The sequence below is a fragment of the Xenococcus sp. PCC 7305 genome (assembly GCF_000332055.1).
GTDB lineage: Bacteria > Cyanobacteriota > Cyanobacteriia > Cyanobacteriales > Xenococcaceae > Xenococcus.
Map to the genome: position 1 here is coordinate 15,374 of NZ_ALVZ01000186.1, position 20,953 is coordinate 36,326.

General features: G+C 39.8%; 16 protein-coding genes and 1 pseudogene. 10 read left to right on the forward strand and 7 right to left on the reverse strand.

Annotated elements, in window-relative coordinates; genetic code table 11:
• Positions 1-228: 228 nt before the first annotated feature.
• The gene (locus XEN7305_RS14355; protein WP_006510180.1) at positions 229-3,801 is read right to left on the reverse strand and encodes a plasmid replication protein, CyRepA1 family; all 3,573 of its coding nucleotides are present in this window, start codon (positions 3,799-3,801) and stop codon (positions 229-231) included.
• A gap of 511 nt (positions 3,802-4,312) precedes the next feature.
• On the opposite strand from XEN7305_RS14355, the gene XEN7305_RS14360 reads away from it, so the two are divergent.
• Positions 4,313-4,690 (forward strand): hypothetical protein, encoded by a 378-nt coding sequence (locus XEN7305_RS14360; RefSeq protein ID WP_006510181.1) that lies wholly within the window; start codon positions 4,313-4,315, stop codon positions 4,688-4,690.
• A 427-nt stretch (positions 4,691-5,117) separates the two neighbouring features.
• On the opposite strand, the pseudogene XEN7305_RS30355 reads toward XEN7305_RS14360, so the two are convergent.
• Positions 5,118-5,786 (reverse strand): annotated as a pseudogene (locus tag XEN7305_RS30355) (hypothetical protein); the annotation flags it as partial.
• 649 nt (positions 5,787-6,435) lie between these two features.
• On the opposite strand from XEN7305_RS30355, the gene XEN7305_RS14370 reads away from it, so the two are divergent.
• The 7 genes from XEN7305_RS14370 (at position 6,436) to XEN7305_RS14400 (ending at position 12,883) form a co-directional block, all read left to right on the forward strand.
• A complete protein-coding gene (locus XEN7305_RS14370; RefSeq protein ID WP_144053280.1) occupies positions 6,436-7,323 on the forward strand; it encodes a hypothetical protein in 888 nt (295 codons plus the stop codon).
• A 14-nt stretch (positions 7,324-7,337) separates the two neighbouring features.
• A complete protein-coding gene (locus XEN7305_RS14375) occupies positions 7,338-8,195 on the forward strand; it encodes a hypothetical protein (RefSeq protein ID WP_006510184.1) in 858 nt (285 codons plus the stop codon).
• Positions 8,196-8,264: 69 nt separating this feature from the next.
• Entirely contained in the window at positions 8,265-8,618 is a 354-nt protein-coding gene (locus XEN7305_RS14380; protein ID WP_006510185.1) for a hypothetical protein, read from the forward strand.
• 35 nt (positions 8,619-8,653) lie between these two features.
• Positions 8,654-10,657, forward strand: coding sequence for a type IV secretory system conjugative DNA transfer family protein (locus XEN7305_RS14385; protein WP_158500401.1), 2,004 nt, complete (start codon positions 8,654-8,656; stop codon positions 10,655-10,657).
• 11 nt (positions 10,658-10,668) lie between these two features.
• On the forward strand, positions 10,669-11,433 hold the full coding sequence (locus tag XEN7305_RS14390; protein ID WP_006510187.1) for a hypothetical protein: 765 nt from the start codon (positions 10,669-10,671) through the stop codon (positions 11,431-11,433).
• The gene (locus XEN7305_RS14395) at positions 11,423-12,145 is read left to right on the forward strand and encodes a DUF6753 family protein (RefSeq protein ID WP_006510188.1); all 723 of its coding nucleotides are present in this window, start codon (positions 11,423-11,425) and stop codon (positions 12,143-12,145) included. The genes XEN7305_RS14390 and XEN7305_RS14395 overlap by 11 nt, the downstream gene beginning before the upstream one ends.
• A 57-nt stretch (positions 12,146-12,202) precedes the next feature.
• The gene (locus XEN7305_RS14400; protein WP_006510189.1) at positions 12,203-12,883 is read left to right on the forward strand and encodes a hypothetical protein; all 681 of its coding nucleotides are present in this window, start codon (positions 12,203-12,205) and stop codon (positions 12,881-12,883) included.
• Here XEN7305_RS14400 and XEN7305_RS14405 read toward each other — a convergent pair.
• Together XEN7305_RS14405 and mobC are read right to left on the reverse strand one after the other, a co-directional pair.
• Positions 12,880-16,311: a hypothetical protein gene (locus tag XEN7305_RS14405; protein WP_006510190.1), complete on the reverse strand. Its 3,432-nt coding sequence runs from the start codon at positions 16,309-16,311 to the stop codon at positions 12,880-12,882. The two genes, XEN7305_RS14400 and XEN7305_RS14405, sit on opposite strands and share 4 nt — an antisense overlap.
• A 28-nt stretch (positions 16,312-16,339) precedes the next feature.
• Positions 16,340-16,717, reverse strand: a complete 378-nt coding sequence (gene mobC, locus XEN7305_RS14410) for a plasmid mobilization relaxosome protein MobC (RefSeq protein ID WP_006510191.1) — start codon at positions 16,715-16,717, stop codon at positions 16,340-16,342.
• Positions 16,718-17,245: 528 nt separating this feature from the next.
• On the opposite strand from mobC, the gene XEN7305_RS14415 reads away from it, so the two are divergent.
• On the forward strand, positions 17,246-17,740 hold the full coding sequence (locus XEN7305_RS14415) for a hypothetical protein (protein WP_006510192.1): 495 nt from the start codon (positions 17,246-17,248) through the stop codon (positions 17,738-17,740).
• A gap of 15 nt (positions 17,741-17,755) precedes the next feature.
• Here the strand turns inward: XEN7305_RS14415 and XEN7305_RS26720 are convergent, their stop codons facing one another.
• Entirely contained in the window at positions 17,756-18,454 is a 699-nt protein-coding gene (locus tag XEN7305_RS26720) for a SprT-like domain-containing protein (RefSeq protein WP_144053281.1), read from the reverse strand.
• A 194-nt stretch (positions 18,455-18,648) separates the two neighbouring features.
• Here XEN7305_RS26720 and XEN7305_RS14425 point away from each other — a divergent pair, with 194 nt between their 5' ends.
• Entirely contained in the window at positions 18,649-18,975 is a 327-nt protein-coding gene (locus tag XEN7305_RS14425) for a hypothetical protein (RefSeq protein WP_006510194.1), read from the forward strand.
• Positions 18,976-18,980: 5 nt separating this feature from the next.
• On the opposite strand, the gene XEN7305_RS14430 is transcribed toward XEN7305_RS14425, so the two are convergent.
• Positions 18,981-19,229 (reverse strand): WGR domain-containing protein, encoded by a 249-nt coding sequence (locus XEN7305_RS14430; RefSeq protein WP_006510195.1) that lies wholly within the window; start codon positions 19,227-19,229, stop codon positions 18,981-18,983.
• 555 nt (positions 19,230-19,784) lie between these two features.
• Positions 19,785-20,810, reverse strand: a complete 1,026-nt coding sequence (locus tag XEN7305_RS14435; RefSeq protein WP_006510196.1) for a replication initiator protein A — start codon at positions 20,808-20,810, stop codon at positions 19,785-19,787.
• Positions 20,811-20,953 lie beyond the last annotated feature (143 nt).

Genomic DNA, 20,953 nt, shown 5'->3' on the forward strand with positions numbered 1-20,953 from the left:
CGTATAGTATCGCGCTGGTCTCCCCCTCACGAGGATTGAAAAGCTATCTCTTCCTTAACCTTGGGGATTTGCCGCTCATGATGGACAACAAATACGCTCCGCTTCTCTTTTGTTACCCACAATCCCTTGGATAAGTCGAGGACTTCCCCACAAGTCCACAAGGCTTTTGCCAACAACAAATTTCAAATCAGAGTTGGTTTATTTAAGAAGTTTCTTTATCGATTCTGGTCAATCAAACCTCAGCTTTTGATGTATCAGCATTAATTTCAACATCCGAATATCGTTGAAACTATGCTCTAAGATTTGCTTTCCTAAGCTAAATGTTTCCTGCAATAGCTCATAAAGAGGATTTAAATGTTTCAATGTCTCCGACTCTGCCTTAAATCCCTCTTTTTCTGACGATGAGGACAGATTATTTTCCGTATCCAGGGAGCCCCTTAAACTTTCCAGATTATTCTTTTTAGGGGGGTCGGATACCGAATTTTTGAGTTGCTCAATCCCATAGAGACTCTTGAATTTAGCTTGATGCTCCAAAGCTTTCTTTTGTAGTAACCACTCCTGCCTCGCTTGCTCAGTGCGAATCTCATCTCGATGCTCTAATACCGAGACGGCCAAACCCAACCTATTCATTTCTAAGCTGTAATAGCGGACCTGTGCTTTCCGTTTACCCTTTTTGCGATGGGTCATCTTTAGTCCCATTTGGGCTATCAAGGCTGATAGTAACCACATCGGTTTACAATTTTTGGGAACGGTAAAACCGATAATCGATTTGAATTGAATTTTGGCTCTAACAGCTAAATCTCTCATCTTGACTAATGCAGGGTCATTGGCTGTGAGTTCTTCTCCTTTTAATAACCGTTGTAAGATACTCGGCAGCCCTAATATTTGACGAATTAACCATTGAGGAGAATGATTCTGCCAATCAGTACAAATAGCCAGTTGCTGACGTTCGTTGAGATCTCTGACTGCCACTATTTTAGGAGGAGCAGGATAGGATACCCCTGTTTGAGGATGAATGATAGTTCCCTCTGAAGGAGCAATCATCGATTCTAAGGTGATTAGCTGACGAATTAGCTGCCCTCCTTGATCCAGTTTGACTAATTCTGCGGTTACGGGCATTCCGTAATCTCTATGAATACGGAATTTTTCACATTCAAATTGTTGTTCAGGATTGAGATATTCTTTGCTTTGACGGTTTTGATATTCTTGATGAGTGATATTATCTGCTTTGACAATGGCGTCTTGATATTCTTCCTTGATAGCCTGGGCTGTTTGTTTGAGTTTCTGACCCATGACCGAATCCTGATCTGACCCTTGGGGAATTAAGTTATAGCCCATTTCACAGAAGAGCAGCTCGTATAAATCTTCCCTAAGATTATTCATCGAGTCATTACGACGGGCTTTTGTTTTGCAGTAAGCATCTAATGCCCAGTCTTTCTCAGCACCTCTTTCACCAGTTTCTGGGTCAATACGAATTAAAAAGGCGGTTAGGGAATTAAGTCGGAGAATTCTTCGCTTAATAGTAGCTTCATTGGTTTCTTTTCTGCCAAAGGGAGGATGGGGTGTTGTCCAAATATGGAGAGGCACTTGGCCACGAACACGATGCAATTGCTGAATGCATTCTGTGGCCGATTGGGAAACTCCTGAAAAGATCCCGAAAACCTGCTGAAAATGACCAGAGTTGATATCAACCCCTGTGCCGAGGGAGGGGGATGCTAAGAGGACATCAAGGTTTTTGACTTCTTCAGAGATGTTTTTAATGAAGCTGATATTTTCTTCGCTGCCGCTATTATCGCTATGAATTGCTTTTACTCTGAGGGGTTTAGCCTTGGGATCAAGGAAATTGGCTTGATTATCCTCTGCTGTGAGAAGTTTTTCTAATTTTTCGATTAGTTTCTTAGAATCGGCAACCACCATGATTTTCTGACCGATGAGGATCGCGAGTTGGAGTTTGGCAATGATCTCGCTATTATCTGACCCTTCATACCAATAAACATCTCTATCGGTTGATTGATAGGTGTTTTGAATAATAAAAGGTTTTTCTCCCAGGGGGCGCATATTCATGAAGAAGTCCAGGGTAATATCATCTAAATGGGCATCGGCTAAGATGACTAGTTTGGCGTTACGGATGATATATTCGAGGACTTCTAAGATCTCGGCTCGATTTTTTTTACAGGTGTTACTGTGCAGTAGATGAATCACGTACTGACAGGCTTCATCGATGAATACAAAATCATATTTTTGCAGTTGTTCTTGCAATTTGTAGAGGCTGTCAACGGTAATCGATAGTTGTTTGACTTGACTCCAGTTTCCTTGAGCGATTTCTGAGTACATTTGGGTGTTTAATCGCTGGGCAAGGTTTTTCAGGAGGTTAACGCGATGACCATTGTTGAGAAAGGTTTTATGGGGGTAGAGTTGACGCAGGATAGCCATGAGTTCGGTTTTACCGGTCCCCATGCCACTGGAGAGTCCGATTACTCCTGTGGAGGGAAAGGGAACATAGGAGTCAGGAGTCAGTATCCAGGAGTCAGTATCAGCGGGAACTAATTCTGATATTTCTCCTGAATCCTGAATCTTGTTTCCTGGCTCTTCTACCAAAATTCTCTCGGATAAATATTTGGTATTAACAACAACATTGGCGGGATATTTATCGCTGAGTCTTCCTGTTTTGGGATAATGGGTTTGTTGATATTTGCTCAGGCTCTGAGCTTGTTTAATAATTTCTGCAAGCAGTGATTCGGCCTGCTCTCCTCGGGCGGTTACAAAATCATCAACCCCTTGCTTGCTCCGGCCACAAGGCGAGGAAACCTCGCCGTGGGCGGTGCGCTTTTCCTCTCCTGGAAGGGAAGCAACGGAGCATTTACATCCTTTACCTTGAATTAGTTTGCCTGTGCGGATTGTCGCTGTGTAGATCGCTTTGCGAGTTTTTTCTTTGGTTTCATAGTCAAAGAGGATGATGAATTCCCGTCCTTTTTGAGTGACAGGCAGTAAATCTGGATGGAGATAATGTTTACCGTTCTTTTCGTTTTTGCGAGCTCCATTCCAAATGCCTGGTAGGGCTATGGCGACATAGCCCATTGAGAGCAGACAAGCTGCTTTTTTTTCTCCTTCGGTAAGGATAATGGGTATTTCTGGATGTTTCTTGACCCATTCCCAGAAACAAATTGGAATCGGTGATTTGATCTGGGAAATAGGAGTAGATGTTTTTTTGACTCCGTTTTTGAGGATATCAGTTAAGTTTTGTGAACCTGATGGGGATAAAGTATAGGATTTTTGATCTTTTTTACCTGAGCCTTTGCGCCAGCAGTTTTGATCTGCTAGGCGGAGGCTTAAGGGGGAGTGATAACGCTTGATGCTATAGCGCCTGGCAACTTTGTCCCAAATTCTATGGGTGATTTTGAAGTAGGTGAGGCGGATTTTAGCGTTTGGTGGAGATTCGTATTTGACTGGTTTGTTTCTTTTGGGATCTATGCGGGGGGTATCGGGTTTCAAGCGTCCCGAGAGCATAAGGTGCCATTCGTTGTCGGGGTCAAGTCCTGAGACCCACCAACCACCATTTTCAAGATGTTTATATTGTTTGAGTTTGCTGTCTCGGAGGCGGCCATCGTTGCGGCGTTCGGTGTTGGGGATGTTGTAGAGGAGATGTTCGTAGGCTTCTGTTTCGTTGAGGGAGCGTAGGTTGAGGGCGATTAATTCGGGATCTACAGAACTATTTAGCCATTCTTGGAGATGGTCGGGAAGGATGTGATTTGGTTTTTGGGCAAGATTAGCTGAGAAGCTTTTTGAATAGGGGGATATCACTATAAATGTCTCCAGTACAAAAGAGAATTTGCACAAGAAGAGACAAAGATAGTAAAATTGATATAGGGATAATTTCTATCTCTCAGATTAGTATATAAATTTAGGGTCGCAATCTAAATCTTTTTGACTAACCTGAAAGGAAATCATTTTGTCCCTTCTAGTGCAATGTGTAAAGCATATGTACATATAAAAATATGTTTTTTAACGGTGGAAACCTGGAGCGATTGGGGAATTGCATGCCAGGTTTTTTGCCGTCAGAATCATGATACTGCTGTTTTGGGAAGATATAAAAACTTTACTCAAAAAGTTCACAAATGTGATTAGCTCTTACTTTGCTCTTCAAAGAACTAGTTAGCATTATAAATATGTAATTAATAGTGTGTAACTCAGCTATAATCTGAAGGCAGCTAAATATTCACTTCTTTTGCTTAAGCCATCAAAAAATATTAAATCCCTTAAATTTAAAGGAATTGGCTAAAAGATAGAGTTTCAACCTTAGCAAACTAAAAAAATGGTTGATAAAAACCAAAAATGGCCTCATACTCCCAAAAATGGAGTAGATGGCTTGACAGATTATAAAGACTTCCTAATACATCATGATCTTAGAGAATCTATTCTCAAGGCTTTTGTGAAGTATCTAGAAAGCTACGATGACAAAGACGACCTTTTTAAAACTTTTCCTGAGAAATTCAATGTAAGAATGGAGAATTCGATAGCGGGAATAGAAGAGACATTACCTATAGATAGAGAGAAAATCGAGATGATTACACATCATTTGATGCGAGGTATTGATGGGCTACTGTTAGATGACCCTGCCCCCTCCATTCCCGAGGAATATTTGAGTTTAGCAGCAGAAGCTCTTCGAAGATACAAAGAACAACAAAGATAATAATCAGATAGTGTTGTTTTTATTCTTGTTGTACTACGACAATCCTAAAATTAACGTTCTGTTTCTTCAAATTTTCCAAATCAAGTTCGTCTAAATTGACAATCTTATTAAATGGGATATCAATATATTCCCTATCTATATTTTCCTTGTCCCAATAACTTCTGTAAGAACATAGGAATTTCATTAAACCTTCTCTAGTACGATTATTAAGGTTTAACTCTTCATAAATTATACTGATATTTTTCCTAACGCTATAATCAGTTGAACCTACCAATTCAGCAATATCTTTTGTTTTTTTCTCTTGAAAAAAAAGCTTTATGATAAGCATTTGATGAGCTGTTAATCGACAAAAACTTTCCTGAATAGACTTTTGATCGTTCATAAGGTTTGTTCTGTCACTTACTGCTGTTGCTTCATTAAGCTTATTTAAATCGGCTTTATTCTTTTTCTCAACGATGAGTTTCTCTTCTTGCATTGGTACCGAAGGAATAGCATTCACAATATCTCTAAGGGTTACACCAGGTTGTAACTTTCCAGTAAAACGGACAAAAACAGATCCAGGCATATCTAAAGGCATAACGCCCAAGGTAGCAGTAAAAGCAACTAAACCTGAGCGGGCAAGAAAAGAAATACTAAAGGGAAAACGAGTATGAAAGTCTCCCTCAGTCCCGACGGTATTGGATAATAGCATTCTATTTAACCAGAAAGGAATGATACTATCCATAGGAAGTAAAGCTACGCCAGCGTCTTTGGTATTGGTTTCCCCTGGTACTTTGAGACGGGAAATAAACCATTCTGCATTATCCCAAGAGTCAATGACTTGTTTAGCAGAGCTCTTAGCTTCGGAGAAAGTGATTAAGGGGAAGGTAATTTCTTTTTTGGCTAATGCGGTCAAGAAACCTGCTTTGACATAAGCTGCATCATCTACTCCTGGTGGGACTCTCTCTGTCAGTAAGGAAAGTAGAGTCTCTTCTTCTTCTATGGGGGGATTTTTGAGTATTTCGCAGAGTTGAGATGTTTGTTCTGCATTTAAGGGTAATGCGGGAATTCCTTGGACTTCCCTTGCAGCAGCATGTTTACGGTATGCTTCCAGCATTTAGTAATCTCCTTACATATGTGTATTGAAGGATGTTTAATTATTATCTCATTAGTTCCATTGGGAACAAAAATAGGTTTCCTAAGCACCACATCCATCATCATGCAACAACACCGCTTTAATCTGTTTTGCTCTTTCTTATGGTGAATCTTGAGAGCACTACGCTATTCTTTTTTCGCTTCGGCTCCATGGCGTTTATAAATTACATATGATTGCAACCTTTGTGACTTTTCAATCGGGAGAGGTATATCTCCATTTAAATAAGAACACCGCCTCCTAAACAAGCAATACTTCTGTATTAAAGATACTTGTTTCACACTTGTGACCTTCTTTCTTTATATTTGTTCTTAAACCTTGGATAAAAGATAATATAAACTTAAGCCTAAATTAGATTTATTGCTGCCAGCTTATAAATTAGTTTGGCATCTAGATTTATGTTCTCAATTATCAACAGATTCTAACGCTGAGAAAAATGTTTTCACTATTCTCAATGCCATTTTCTTCTTGGCGAGTCCCAGGAAAGAAAATTAGATACTAATAAATATTATTATTAAAAGCATTTAAAAATAATATTTATTACAAATTTAAATCTGCATAGATGCGAGAAATCATCCATGCACAGGATTCCTATGCCAAAAATTCAAAACCAATGAACAAACTTCAAAGACTCAAAACGCTCTTAGCATTAATTGCTATCGCTTCCACAGTTCCTGGCTGTCTACCTCCAGATAAAATAGAAGATAATGTCCCAACAGCAATCAATCTTGAAGAATCAACTCAAACGATCCAAGACTACCTCAAAAATCAACCACCAGAAACTACCCCCATTAGAATTGGCGTTACCCAAGATAAAACCAGTAGTTTAGAGGCTAATCGAGTTAAACGCCTATCCTTAGAAAAATTAGACCCCTTATTAGAGTTCATAGGGAAAAATGGTGGAGAATTGGCATACTTACGGGCTTGTAATGATTCCAATATGCCTATGTCGAGAGTCAAAATAAGTCAACCTCCAAGACTTGACGATCAAGATCTGCTCGCTCTCACTTTACCTACTAAACCAGATGAGAATGCAAATCCTTTGTTTGCCCATGAGGGAGAAGAACAAAGACAAAAGGAACGCGAAACTTTTAAAGAAGGCTTTGAGCATAATTCAGCCATTATTGCTGCCCATGAAGAAGCAATTAAAGATTGGGAAACTTCGACTCAGAACAAACTCAATCAATATCGACAACAACTGCAAACGTTATCGCAGCAGCCTTTAGACTGTCCCGCCACCGATATTTATGGCGCGATTCAACGTAATAGCCTGTTTTTCCAAGAAGACACCAGTATTTGGACAAAAAAACCTCAAGACTGGATCATCTTCATTACCGATGGACTGCATAACACAGCGAATCAAAAAGCCAACTTCCCCCAAGACACCAACGTCTTACTCGTCAACGGCGGTACTACCGTTGGAGTATTCAAAGATATTGAACATCAAAGCTTTGAAGCCCCCACGGCTGCTATTGACTATGTTCTACATAATGCAAAATAAGGAGGAGATAAACCATGTTTTCACAGGATTCTGATAGTCAATATCAAGAGAACATTCAGGCTCAACTAATAGAGCGAATACAAGCTATTAACAAAAAAGCTCCTGAATACTTTAATGCTGTTAAGCAGGCAAAAAAATGTGAATCAGACTTAGAAGAAAAACAAAAGATACGTAAACAGTTCCAAGATATTAGCCCACAACAGAAGCTGTTCTATTTCTTAATTCCGCCATTGTTGTTATGCGTCTACATTATCAATCTACTGTTGATTTCCGATGCTACAGAATATCTTGTGCGGCGGCGTTTTGGGGATACACAATGGTCAAATCTATTTGTCTTAATTGTGCCCTTAGTTTTAATATTTTTTGAAATATTTCTGGCGGCTTTTAACTTGTATGTTCAAGAAAACGCTGCTTTCAGAAAACAGTACCCAGCCGCTAAATCACTTCAGTTTTTGGTGCATTTAATTGTTTTGGTGACTCCAATTCTTTTGTTTGCGACTAAATTCGCCGAATACGCCACTAAAAATCGTCTGCCCTATCCCCATGAAGCCCTACTAATTTTAGCTTTAACCTTCCTCGCTTGGATTACCGATGCCGCAGTTGTCTATGGCATTAAATTCATCACCCAAGCGATGATCTTTTTCAGTTCTGGTTTAACACCCAAAAGAACCGAGAAAAAATCTGTCTACTGGTCAAATCAAACTAGAAAGGAACTGCAATTTATCGGCGACGACTATGAAACCTATAAACCAAATCTCCAGGAATACGACAAAAGATATCCAGAAGATCCTTTGATTCTGCCGCCTTTTAGCCAGGAAGCCAAACAGGCGATCGTCATCTACCTTGGCTGTGATCCAAAAGACGTTCTATAAAGCTTGAGTAATCAGGGGAAGCTTCCCCTGATTACTGCTTTTAATGCTTGCAATCTCAAATCTTAGATTATGTTTTTTGCTACGAAAACCGAACAAGACATACTATTTCAAATGTATGTTGCCGTTGCCCCAGCTGAAATAGCCAACCTAGATTTCTTCCAAGAAAATTACTACGGCTATTTCGAGAATCTAGACGACCTTAAACTTACTCTAATAGACAGCCAAATAGACAATCTCTCAGAAGCTTTGGATTTGGCGATATCCCAAGACGGCAAGCAAGCCACCTATAACTTTGACATTAAAAAACTAGTCACAGCAGGAAAATATTTCCTGCTCTATGACTTTCGCTATCAAGGCTTTCATGCGTTCTCACTCGACGAATACCAAACAAATCAATCTTATTCACAAAAAGAATCAGCGTAAAAATCTTATTCCTTCTCCTTATGAATTTCGAGATTTTGAATAAAAGGATAATTCATTTTCCCGGTACATTAAACGAAGTAAAAGCAGCTTTATCTACTCCTGCATTTACTCGTTTATGTACCCTGATTATCCTCTTACTTTGGGCAATTATCACCTACAATCAAGTTCAAAAACCGCTACCCTTACCTCGACAAATCCCCTCACCAGCAGATCATTATCTTCTCATTGCTCTATTATCTGGAGCTTTCTATCTGTTTTTCGCTCTTTGGAAATTTTATAAATACACCTGTTATTATGGCTGGGAAACCAGATGGCACTATTGGGGCGGATTGGGAATCTATCTAATTCTCTTAAAACTCTGCTTCGTCAAAATTCATTTCCTCGCTGGTGGTCTTCTCTATGTGTTAACAGTTGGCTCAATTCCTCACTGGATCGTCAATCTCCATAAAGAAGTCTATGCCCTCAGCGGCGTACAAACGACAGTTCAATTTGTTCGCTCTCTTTATACAAGACTCAGAGCAGATGGAGAAACAGGGGTGCTGTTTGGAGGCGTATATCTGCCTCTAAGTGCACTGTGCACCTATATGCTAGTCATTGGCTCAGTAGGAGCAGGCAAAACCATTACCCTTAGATTAGCCCTGCAAGATCTCATACCACTTATTAGTCCAGGTTCCAATCTGCGCTGTATCATCTATGACCCCAAATTAGAATTTTACGGTCTGATCTACGGCATGGGAGTTAGCTCCCCCGTATATATCTTGTTTCTTTTCGACGCTAGAGCCCATGCCTGGGACATCGCTGTCGATACGACTTCGCCTGCTGACATTATCTCCTTAATGTACACTTTGTTTCCCAAACAAACAGGGCATCAAAATGTTCAGGATTTCTTTGTTCAAGCAGCTCGCAACGTTTTAGGCGGCATCGTCGAGATCTTTAATGACTTAGCCCCAGGTCAATGGACATGGCGCGACTTATATTGGGCGATTACAGATCGCAAACTAGTTATTGCCCTTTTAAAAAGCTCTCCTCAAACCTGCCATCTAGTGGAATATTTTGCCTATGAAAAACTCGCAGCCAGCGTCATGACGACGATTTACTCTCAGTTTCAACCATTTCGCACGATCTTTGCCCTCTCCGATTACCATTATCGCCAAGGACGTAAATTCAGTGCTAAAAACGACTGGAATGAAAGTGAATCTGTCGTGATTCTCGGCAAAAATGAAGAATATCGCGATATTGTAACCCCCTTTAACCAACTCTTTCTTCGTAAAGCAGCCATGCTCGCTCTTGATTCGGCGAGTGAGAATAGCCAAACAGCTCGTTATATATTTGTTATCGATGAAGCAACCAGTCTTAAACAATTGGAGTTTTTAGACTCTTTGATTCAAGAAGGGCGTAGTCATGGTGTGGTGCTGTTATTTGCCTTTCAAAGTGTGGAAACGATGAAACATTATTACGGTGAAGCTATGGCAAACGCTTTGTTGGGGCAGTTTCGCTATAAAGCAATCTTAAAACTATCAGATCCTGTTAGCGCTTATTGGGCAGCCCAAATCATTGGTCAAATGACAATCTATCACAAAGGAGCAGATAATAGCTATCAATCAATTCCCACGGCTACAGAATTTCAATTCATCAAGCCAGTAGATCGCAAACTTTCACAAGGTTTAACAGGTTATTACTGTACACAATTCCACACCCATCAACATTACTATCGCTCGCGGGTCCTTAAAAGTAAACTTCAAGAGCCAGCTCCAGAAATCGATAACTTTATTCCCATCGCTGATAGTCAGGCTCAAATACTACAACCTTGGAATCATCAAGATTTACAGAGATTGAAGATTGCAAATATTGTTCAATCTTTGAACGAACAATCAACTCAAGATTTGGCTGCTACCGCCCAAGAAGTTACAGCAGAAGTAATACCAGCACCTGAAGAATTATCTCCAGAGCTGCAATCAAAGCTTAAAGAACTCAATCAGTTTGTCGCGAATTTGCGCCAGGAAGCAAATCCAGATCAGCAAAATCCTCTCGTTGCTTGAACCTAAAAACCATGAAAAACAAAAAACTTGCTTCAGCTCTCCATTTCTTTGGCGGAGAAAAAGGTGGGGTTGGTAAATCAGTAGTATGTAAAACTGTTATTCAACTCTATTTAGACCGCCAAATTCCTGTTGTACTTTACGATACAGATCGTAGCAATCCCGATGTCATTCGCTGTTATCGCTCAGAAGTCACTTCTAAAGTAGCTGTTCTCAGTGAAGGAGAGCGCTATGAAGATTCAGCCAATGAAATCTATAATACGGCAATATTAAATCGAGTTATTGTTAATTTACCCGCTCAAGTACTCAATCCTTTAAAAAACTGGATCTTAGATAATGAATTATTTGAGGTTGCTGCTGAAGATGGGGTGCAGCTCTATCACTGGTTTACTTCCGATGGCGGTTATGACTCCCTGCATCTAGCAAAAAACTGTTTAAAAACATTCCAAAGTCAGATGCCGATGATTTTTATTCGTAACCACGGCAAAACTGATGATTGGAGTGGCTTTGAGGATGATAGCGAACTTTTAGAATTACTACAGCAGTATCAAGTTCCTGTGATTGACTTTCCGAAACTCCCAGGTGCAGCCGCCAAAAATAGAATGGATCGTGATAGTTTAACCTTCGGTCAAGTTAGACAGAACCCCGATTTTTCCTCCATTGATAAACAGCGAGTTCGTAAGTTTTTAAGAGAAGCTTACTTTGCTTTTGATAGCCTGGGTTATTTTTCGGCTCCTCACTTAGCAGAACATTTAGGAGGTAAGGTCATTGCACAATAACGGTCAACAATCGCTTCTTGATACGATTTTAGAAGGGAAATCAGATCAGATGAAAGCGCGGGTACTAGAAATTGTCATTAAATATGGAATTAACCAGGATGACGAAGCATTTTTTTTAATCTTCGTCGCTCTGGGATATCTCCAGGTGTTATTAGAAACTAGCCCTGTAACCCTAGAACAAACCTTTGTAAGCTTTCACCATGACCTTAAACAATGGACAACAACCAATCTCAGGACACTGGAGACCTTCAGTCAAGCGACCAGCAGCTTCCAGCAGAATCAGATCCTCTCACAAGAGCTAACCACTATATTGACCAAATTGGTCGAAGCATCGCTAGAGCTGACCTCAAGAATCCAGAAATTAGAGGTCAACTCCGTACATTATCAGGACAAGTCGAACAACTTAGAACAGACGTTAACCAAGAACCTGAGCGATATTTCGGCAAAACTCAAAGCCGAATTGATCGCCATAATGAACGCTCAAAAACCGAAAAAAGCCAACCCGATTATGATCTGGGGCTCTAGAATTTCTTTGGTCGTGATTATGCTCTTGAGCGTTAATCTTTATTGGCAGATTTCCCAACTTAAATCAGCGGTAAAAACCACAGAGCAAAATAGTTCCTGGGTTCTGGAAAAGAGTAATCGCTGGGATTGTCGGGTTTTCAAACTGAAAAATCCCCAGAGTCCTGAATGTCAGGGAATTCAAAACTAAAAAATAATAAGAGCTTATTTTATTGAAATGTCATGATTAAGTCTATATGATTTAATCATGACACCAAAAGCTTTGGCAGAAATTATTGACGATATGTCTCTTTGGAGTGAAGATTGGTCTCAACTTCTCTCGCCAAAGCCACCAAAAGGAACTGTTTCTAGATGGTTGTCAAAAGAGTCAGTAATTCCCCGCCATTACATCAAACAAATCATTAAGCTCAATACTCTGTTTCAAAAGGAGCTTCAGAAATTTTTGGCAGAAATTCCGCTAATTGGAATTGAGAAACTGTATTATGTAAGATATTACGATAATCAGGAATTCTGGGAGTTTTCCCCTTCCCTACACAACTGTTTTCTAGGATGTGCCGATTTTTATAACGGCTTTCTCAATGCCATCACGAAAAAACTCCAACAACAGAATATTTCCGTGTTCACGGTAGATTTTAAGAGAGGAAAATATGTCTCTTGGCTAAAATCAAACAAGTTTACTCATAATCAAGCTAGGTTAAATGAATGGGCTAAATTTTCCTATCAGCCCCCAATGCGATTAGATAAGTTACCAGAAGATATGCGAGCCAGGGCAGAGGAAATAACAGCTCAACATTCCACTTCAGCGACCGATCATCACTTCGATATCGAAGACATGGAAGAAACGGTCTTAGAAAGACTAAAGGCCATAATCCTTAGAGCTAAATTAAAGCATTTAGCTGAAAAGAGAGAGTTAGCAGAAACGCCCTAATAGCCTAAATCATTATCTTGACTGGGGGCAGATTTAGAAGAATTGTCTATCGATTTATTATTGTTTTGTTCAGGAGATTCTTTGAATGTTGACTGTTCTTTTTGAGCGGCAGTTTTCACAGCAACACCAGCGGCTATGGATTTGGTCGATAATTCTAACCAATCCAATCTTCGACCCACTTCGGGGGCTAATTGTTTAGATTCCCTGATTTTATTAACTACTTCAGGATATTCAGATTTTTCCATCGCTTTGACAGAAGAGAAAAGTTTGTCGTAAAAATAGCCCTTGGCTTCTTCCTTGCTTAAATTTGCTGTTTGGGGACTAGCCTGTTCAATAGCTTCTCGGATTTCTGCTCTTTGATATCCAGCAGCTCTCATAGTAGAAGCAATACCTCGATCATTATTGATAGCTTTATCGATATTGGTCAAAGATTTAAACCCTTTTGCTTCCTGTTTTAATTCTTGGTTAACTCTGCGGCCTAATTCTGCTTGATATTCTTGTTTAGCAGTAAGTTTAACTTGAGGATTATTTTTGGCATAGTTTTCTACCTTTAAAGCTGATTCGATTCTAGCAACCCATTTATCATTGGAAGCTTCTTCTTTATATCCTGCACGACAAGCTTCTTTGTACATTTCTTCGGGATGATTCTTCTGGAAGTGATTGGGTTGCCCAAAGATATAAGGACTGGCTTCTTTAATAACTTGTTCAAATTCTTCTTTGTCGATTTTTTGATTGTTCTGAGCGTAATCTTTGCCAATACTTCTAACGATATTTTGCTCTATTTCTTTATATTGAGGTGTTTTGTTATTATAGTCTGTGCGAAATTGTTGATTATATTCTTGACGAAATTCTTTAGGAGTTAGTCCAAGCTTATCAACATAATTTTTTTCAACTTTTCCTAATCGATATTGATAGGTTTCTTTTAAAGTAAGATTTTTTTGTTCAGTGTTTTTGACTTGTTGATAAACTTGTGCTGCTTGCTCGAATCTAGAAATTCTCTGAACTTCTATTTTTTCTTGGATTGTTTCTCTTTGTTCTTCTAACTTACGATTGTGTTGTTCTATTCTTTGTCTTTGTTGTACTTCATAACGTTCATGTTCTTTTGGTTTCATTAAACCATGTTCGTACTGAATATTTTTTCGTGCTTCTTGTTTTTCTTTATATGATTTTATTCCCTCTCTAATTGTGCTTTTAAGTTTACTATATTGACTTGATTTTGATGATTCTTTTTCATCTTCATCCAAACATGTTGATTTGTTTGTTAGAGAAGTTTCTTTGGTTTTAGAAAATGATTTTTGTTCGGTTTTTTGAGGAATATTTGAAGGAATATCCGTAGTTTTTAATCCTACTTGATTGATTGCCGATGATTGTTCTTTATTTTTAGGAACTAAGGTCTGTCCGCCTTTGAGAGGTTCTGGTTTTACCTGTTCTTTTACTGCATTTATTTTCTCTTGTTTTTCTGGAATATCTTGTTTCTTTGGTTGTTGTTGAGATTTTAATTGCTGAAAGTTTTGCGCTCCTTTTTCAATGGGGTCCTTTGTTTTTTCAGATGCTTTGAAAACATCTTTGGTCACTTGTTCAAATTTTTTTGTGCTTTTTTCAGCTAACATCTTAGTTTCTTTTTTACTAGCTTCTTTCGCACTGCGTTCAGCTGCCTCTTTCTTGGTAGCTTCAACAGCTTGTTTTTTAGCCTGAGCTTGAGCTGTTTCTTTAGCTTTTTGTTCAGCTAGTTCCTTGGCTTCTTTTTTGGCTACGGATTTAGCAAGTTCTTTAGCAGCTTTAAGAGCTAAAGGTGCGTATCTAGCGATATACCACCACATTTTTGGCTTGAAGGTAACGTTACTATTTCCCATAGTAGCGAAAGACTTACCTTGTGGGAGTTTATCAGGTTTTTCTAATTTCTTCTGGGCTTCTGGTTTTTGGTTTTTATAGCCCGCAACCTTATGGTGAAATCGTTCCACTAGGCTACGCAGATAAGATTGTCTGCGACTGGCAACTTGATTGAGTAGATTGGGAGATGCTCTTAAAAGAGTACGACGAATCGCTTCTTTACTGTATCCACGCTGGGCTAGCTTTTCGGCTAAATATTTATCTCCACTGTGATAAAAGCTGACTCCTTTGGCTTTCATCTGTTGACCAAGCTCAGTCAGATAGGCGCGAATCGGTCGTCTTTGATTGGGGTCGGGTTTTTCAGCTTTAGTTGCCGCTATTTGAGCCAGATATAAGCGACGATCTCTTTCAGTGATAGCAGCAGCTCCTGATACAGCCAGGATATTAGCTGTTCTTTGGTTGTAGGGTTCTAAGCTGGAGGGGAGTTTTTGTTGTGAGCCTCTGGTATTAGACGTTGAAGTCTGACCAAGAGGCTTACTTCGTTCCTGTTCTGATTGAGAGCGGTAATAGATTTGTTCAGGGGTTACTTTCCCTTCAGCAACTTCTTGTTCAATTTGCTGAATTTTTTCTAGGTTTTTAATTTCTTGAGTAAGACGCTGATCTTGGGAGCGTAGTTCTTCTAGATTCTTAGCTGAAGGAATTTCTCTTCCTGTAATATGGGTTTTAGCTTCTGTTACTGAGGGTAAATGGGAAAGAGATAAATCTGAAAAACGTTGTTTTATTTCTGTTTTTTTTACTCCTAAGCATCGGCCTAGTCCGTGAACATTACCTGTTCTATCTACAATTACATAGCTATGACGAACGCGACCACCCGTACCTGCTCTTTCTCCCCTAGCAAGCAAGTAATCCATCGATAAAATAGCTGCCTCAAAGGCTTTACCGTTATCGGTTTGCTCATATGCTTGCCTGAGATCTGCTTTGACTTGATTGATCTCAATTCCAGTTCGTTTTTCCTGTTGTTGTTCTGGCCAAGTTTTCTCAGCCACGGGTCGTTTAACTTCTGTTGCTTTAGCCGATTCCATCCATTGGACAATCTGATTAAGACCCTCTTTTTCCAGCTGTTTGATGACAGCGGCATTGTGTTTACCAATAGTGATGTTATGGCCAAGATCATATTCTAATTTGCGGGCAATTTTTTCGTTACGCAGATAGTTATGCCAGATGCTAATTTCGGTGCCATTTTCTCTGATGCGATTGTAAACTCGATGTTTGTGAGTTCGACCCTGTTTGGTATGGGTCACTTCAATAAAGGCTTGTTCGCCTAAGTTATATTCAGTTTCAAATTCTGACCAGCATTTTTGCCAGTCGTCTTCACTGATGATTTGGTCAGGGTTGAAACTAACATGGAATAGATTTTTGCTTTTTCCCGTTCCAGCCGCGAGAGCATCCATAACCTGGAGGGATTTAGCGACGGAATTATTTTGCCAAACGGACAAGTAGCGACTGCTAGTGAAGCTGACTTGCTCATTGTCATCGGTATTGATTAAATGAGCGGCTAAACGTCGGGCTTCTCCTCTGGCTGAGGTTTTGATGATCATTTTCTAAAGGAGTCAGAATTCTGTTTACTCAATTATCATTAGCAGCACTTCTACCAAGAGCTTGAAGTACTTGTTCAATCGTAAAATTGAGAATTTCCATCTCAGCCTCAACTTCTTGTTTATAGGGAGGAAAACCCTGATTATGACGACGTGACAACTGATTAATGTTGTTGCCGATTTTATTCAGTTCGGCGAGGGTTTTACGTAAGAGTTCTATTTCTACAGGAGGACGTTTAGCCTGTGGGGGAACGGGAGCATTGACCAGTATTTTACGAGCGTAATAGCCTGGGGTGATGCCCGCTCTTTCTGCATCTTCTTGGATCTGCTGTTTTTCTTGTTCTGTTACGCGAAAGCGAAACACTTCTTGTCGCTTCCTTTTTTCGCTGCCTGTACGTTTTTTGCTCATCAGGTTTTTCCGTCTGATTGATACCGTAAATCGGTGATGCTTCTTCAGTTTAATAATTATCAAAGACCATTGGTTTAAAAGAGGAAAACTAACATTCACTGGGATTGTTTTTCCTCAGCTTTGACCGATGCGTCACAGGCTTGGGGAGCAAGATTCAAATTGATAGTGGAGGGAAAATTGGGGAGCAGCTGTTTTTGGGGGATGCAATGGGGGTTCGAACCCCCTTGCCAAGCCTGCGAGGTAGATAACACGGCACGTGGTAGCTCCGCGCAATGGCTTGCTCCTCTCTCACGCGATCCTATTATGCTGCCTTATTGTCGGGGTGGGCAGTTCGTTCCTTTGGGGAATTTTATTGAGCGCAAACGCTCATCTACTAGCGTGAAGTCTCAGCTTTGATTGCCTATAATTATCTCATCAATGAAGTTAATAAGGCGTAAACTTTTATGAATAATCGTCGATTGATACTAATCTCCAATCAAAAATCCAAATATGGCATCATGAAGAAGAACTCATAAGAGCCTCTAGATCATGAAATCTTCAATTGAACGTAAATTGGATTCTCTACGGGATAAACAAAGTCAAATTCAACAGCAGATTAAGAAGCTGGAAAAAGAAAAATCCACCGAACTACGAAATATTCGCCACAAGAAATATCACATGATTGGTCAAGTAGTTTTAGAGACTATTGAGGCGGGACAAGCTGTATCTTTGCCCTCTTCTGAGGCGTTACTATCTCTGATGGATGAACGTCTTTATCGCAAAACAGATCGGGCTTTGTTTGGTTTGAAAAGTGAGGGTAAATCTGCTGCGAAAAAATCTGCTCAAACTGCTAAAAGTTCTCACGATTCCCAGAACTCAGCACCCCACCAGATTGAGACTCTAGTTGCATCGAATTTGGAAATTACGGCCAAAACAAAATCTAGTGAATCTAATAATCAAGCTTCTACAGTAGCTGTTAAATCTCCAACTCATCTGAGTTCTTCTCATTCTCAGGATGAGCTACTCAAGGAGTTTAATTTGTGATTTAGGAGAAAATTTTTATTTAAAAATCAGTTGCTGAGGTTTTTCGATAAAGACAATTCCTGATTCTCCTTCAGGCACTTCAATTTTGTTGTAGCCGCATTCTCCATTACAAAGAGGTGTAATGGCTGGAGGGAGTTTAACTAATTTTAGTTCTAGTTCGCATTGGGGACATTGATAGGTGACTTTTTCTGGAGGTTTTTTAGTGGGAGCATAGGGATATTTCATCTGCCAGACAAAAATATCTGAGGGAAGTTCTTGATAGGCTTGTTCAAATCTTCCTCCCTCCTCTACATAATGCTTGATCCCATAACCATGCTCTAAACCTCCTGGTTGTCCTGTAGAAGAAGGCATTAATCCAACTCGCTTCATCCGCTCCGCCCATCCTTGGGAATAATAGCCTGAGCGACGGCTACTTTGGTTGCTTTCTCCTGATTCTAAGTAATATTCGAGATGTACCATCATCCGAGTGAGGGTTTCACAAAGCTCATCAGAGCTTTGGATTAGTTTGGGACTCAGAAGAATTAAATGGGCTTCTTCTTCTTGATGGCGAATCCAGACTTTGGGTTTAAAGGCTCCATCGCAGCGAGAGAGATTTTGGAACTGAAAATAGGGATAGGGAAGCCGATTCTCAAACAGATGTTGATTGAAATGGTCGAACAACAGATAGAAGCATTCTAGTTGTTCTGCTGTGGGTTTGATGGCGGGTTTTGCCATTTGATCTGTCTCATCTTGCTTTTGGGTTTGCCATCCCAAATTGGTTTAGTTTCAGTGAGATAATCATCAATTTTTATTCTTCTCGTATTTGTTAAATATGCTCGGTTGGAAAATTTAAATCAACCTAAAAATTCGGTGTCTCCTAAGCAATCAACTAGTAGTCTGAAAATACAGATATTAGGGAGCAAAGAATTATGATTAACGGCAGAAATCCTGAGATAACAATTAAGTTCACTGAAAAACCTGAACTTCCTGAACAAGGAAAAAAAGTTCAACTCGAAATCAAATCTGACAATGGAATCATTATTAAAACCGAGGTTAATCGCAAAAGTTTGAAAAAACAGGTGACCAAAATGGAAAGCTTTGCTGATTGGGTTGGAGCCTTATCAGGAAAAATTGTGAGTGTTTCTCCCGAAGGTGTGATTGAAATTGAAGGGGCAGGGGTGAATGTTTTTGAAAAGAAACCAAAGGCTCCTGCACCAGCAAAAGAAGCTAGTCCTGAAACTTCAACGGCAGCTTAAAAAAGCTATTGCTGAATATAACCCCGTTTGTGACGGTGGCGGTTTTGTTGCTGGAAAAGTTTCAAGGCTTCTTCGTAGTTTTGGCAAACTGTTGTTAGCGATTGTCCTGCTCCCCGCGTCTGATCTCTTCCCCAGTTACGCTTGATAATCCAATTAGCAAAAATATCTTGGCGCAGTTCAATGGAGTAATACCTGGTTCCTTTGCGCCAAGTTGAAGAAAGCCATTGATTGAGGGTATAGCTGATTTGAGTCATCCTTGGTTCTTAACAGATTTTTTAACCTCTGGGATGATTTTAGTACTTGGCAAGTAGGGTAGATTGCTTTTTCCTCCAATACTTACTTGTCGGTAATCCTAGAGCTTTTAAGCACTACTTAAAGGGATTATTCTCAGTTCTTCCCACATTACAAATGCCCCTTAGTTACCTATTTTATTCTTTCAAGCGGTTTGGCAGTTGATCTCTGAAGCTAGATTGCTCAGTTTTATCCCCAAATCAAACCGTTAGGTTTTGTTAATCAAATTTGTTAATACGTTAAAGTACTATTGTTAGAAAGTTACTACGTTAAGGGTTTATTAACCAATTGATTTTTCAAAGGAAATAGGATTATTTTGTCCGTAATGTTCCGATAAATTGTCCTCGATATTCCGATAAACTGTCTGCGATGTTCTGAGGATTAACGTCCGTGATATTCCGACAAACTGTCTGCGATGTTCTGAGGATTAGCGTCCGCAATGTTCCGATAGATTTGTCCGCGATATTCCGATAGCAAAAAACTTATCAACAAAGCTGTAAACAGAATTATGCCTAATTTTAAATAGGGTTATTGGCGACAAACTTCTCACAAAATGCCAAAAATGCTTGCTCTTTATTTTGAGGAATCACTTGATTCTGCCCTTGTATCCAAGTCTTCCAAGCTATCTGAATTGTTTGAATATCATATTTGGGATAGCGTTGCTGTGCCTGTGACCAAGTGGTTTCCTCAATCGAGAAAGGGTTGTTCTGACTGGCCTTTGTTCTGGGAAAAAGAGACTTAAAGGTGACAATCTCTGGAGACTTTCTATGTTGACTTTCTCTTTTGATAAATAATTGATAATCGGGAATCTGCTCTCTAGAAATTACTTTTCGCAAATCAGCTCGAAACTTTCGTAAATCTCGAACTGTACCGCATTTATTAGCTAGCTTAGACAAACTGATAGACCAATTTTTCTGATGGCCGCAATGCTTACGTGCTAGTTCATACAGACGGCGTTCTAGCCCCATTTTTAGCTCGAAGTAATCGGGGTTAATAGTTAATACCCGACGGTCTTTCGTAATGGCGCGGAACATCCAATCATTTAAAGTGACTTCGACAGCCCCCATAATTCTGGTGCCGTCGGCTTTTTCTTTTTCAATGACGCGCCAGGTTTCAATCCACCCAAATCCTCGCCGTTCTCTTTGTTGCCCTGCTGCGATAGTAGTCACAATATTGGTGCTTCTAAGGCGAAACAAGGCATCGAGGAATAATTCATAAGAGCGTTTACCTGTGCCTCGACCGGTACTTTTGAGGCAATCATAAGCAGCAAATTGAATTGTACGAGATACGGGTAGGTCTTTTTCAATTCTGTCATTGAGCAAGGTTGCCAAATAAATGAGGATATCTTTATCCCAAACTGTGGCAATGCCTTTAGGGCCTGGTTCAACTTTAATTTGAACTCTGGTATCTTCAAACAGAATTGGTGTCATTTTAGGTTGCTTTTGAATGGAGAAAAAGGGAAACTCCATGAGCACGCGGTCATCCTTGAAAGAGGCATCGGCAATATTGCCCAAAAACAGATCGATTTGTTGTGCTTGTTTCATGCTTAGTTCTTTTTGGATGTCCGCGATGTTCCGAGAAAAACAGACTATAAAGACTATTGATAGATTGCAAGAACGGTTTGAAATAGTAAAAAATTTCTAAAATTTGGTTGGCGTGGCTAAACTTTAGTGCGTACCCTTGAATC

Excerpts from the sequence above, each read along its gene's own strand:
- XEN7305_RS14390 (WP_006510187.1), top strand. The coding sequence starts at position 10,669 with ATGAAAAACAAAAAACTTGCTTCAGCTCTCCATTTCTTTGGCGGAGAA.
- XEN7305_RS14400 (WP_006510189.1), top strand. The coding sequence starts at position 12,203 with ATGACACCAAAAGCTTTGGCAGAAATTATTGACGATATGTCTCTTTGG.
- XEN7305_RS14370 (WP_144053280.1), top strand. The coding sequence starts at position 6,436 with ATGAACAAACTTCAAAGACTCAAAACGCTCTTAGCATTAATTGCTATC.
- XEN7305_RS14430 (WP_006510195.1), bottom strand. The coding sequence starts at position 19,229 with ATGACTCAAATCAGCTATACCCTCAATCAATGGCTTTCTTCAACTTGG.
- XEN7305_RS26720 (WP_144053281.1), bottom strand. The coding sequence starts at position 18,454 with ATGGCAAAACCCGCCATCAAACCCACAGCAGAACAACTAGAATGCTTC.
- XEN7305_RS14435 (WP_006510196.1), bottom strand. The coding sequence starts at position 20,810 with ATGAAACAAGCACAACAAATCGATCTGTTTTTGGGCAATATTGCCGAT.
- XEN7305_RS14375 (WP_006510184.1), top strand. The coding sequence starts at position 7,338 with ATGTTTTCACAGGATTCTGATAGTCAATATCAAGAGAACATTCAGGCT.
- XEN7305_RS14380 (WP_006510185.1), top strand. The coding sequence starts at position 8,265 with ATGTTTTTTGCTACGAAAACCGAACAAGACATACTATTTCAAATGTAT.
- XEN7305_RS14425 (WP_006510194.1), top strand. The coding sequence starts at position 18,649 with ATGATTAACGGCAGAAATCCTGAGATAACAATTAAGTTCACTGAAAAA.
- XEN7305_RS14360 (WP_006510181.1), top strand. The coding sequence starts at position 4,313 with ATGGTTGATAAAAACCAAAAATGGCCTCATACTCCCAAAAATGGAGTA.
- mobC (WP_006510191.1), bottom strand. The coding sequence starts at position 16,717 with ATGAGCAAAAAACGTACAGGCAGCGAAAAAAGGAAGCGACAAGAAGTG.
- XEN7305_RS14415 (WP_006510192.1), top strand. The coding sequence starts at position 17,246 with ATGAAATCTTCAATTGAACGTAAATTGGATTCTCTACGGGATAAACAA.
- XEN7305_RS14405 (WP_006510190.1), bottom strand. The coding sequence starts at position 16,311 with ATGATCATCAAAACCTCAGCCAGAGGAGAAGCCCGACGTTTAGCCGCT.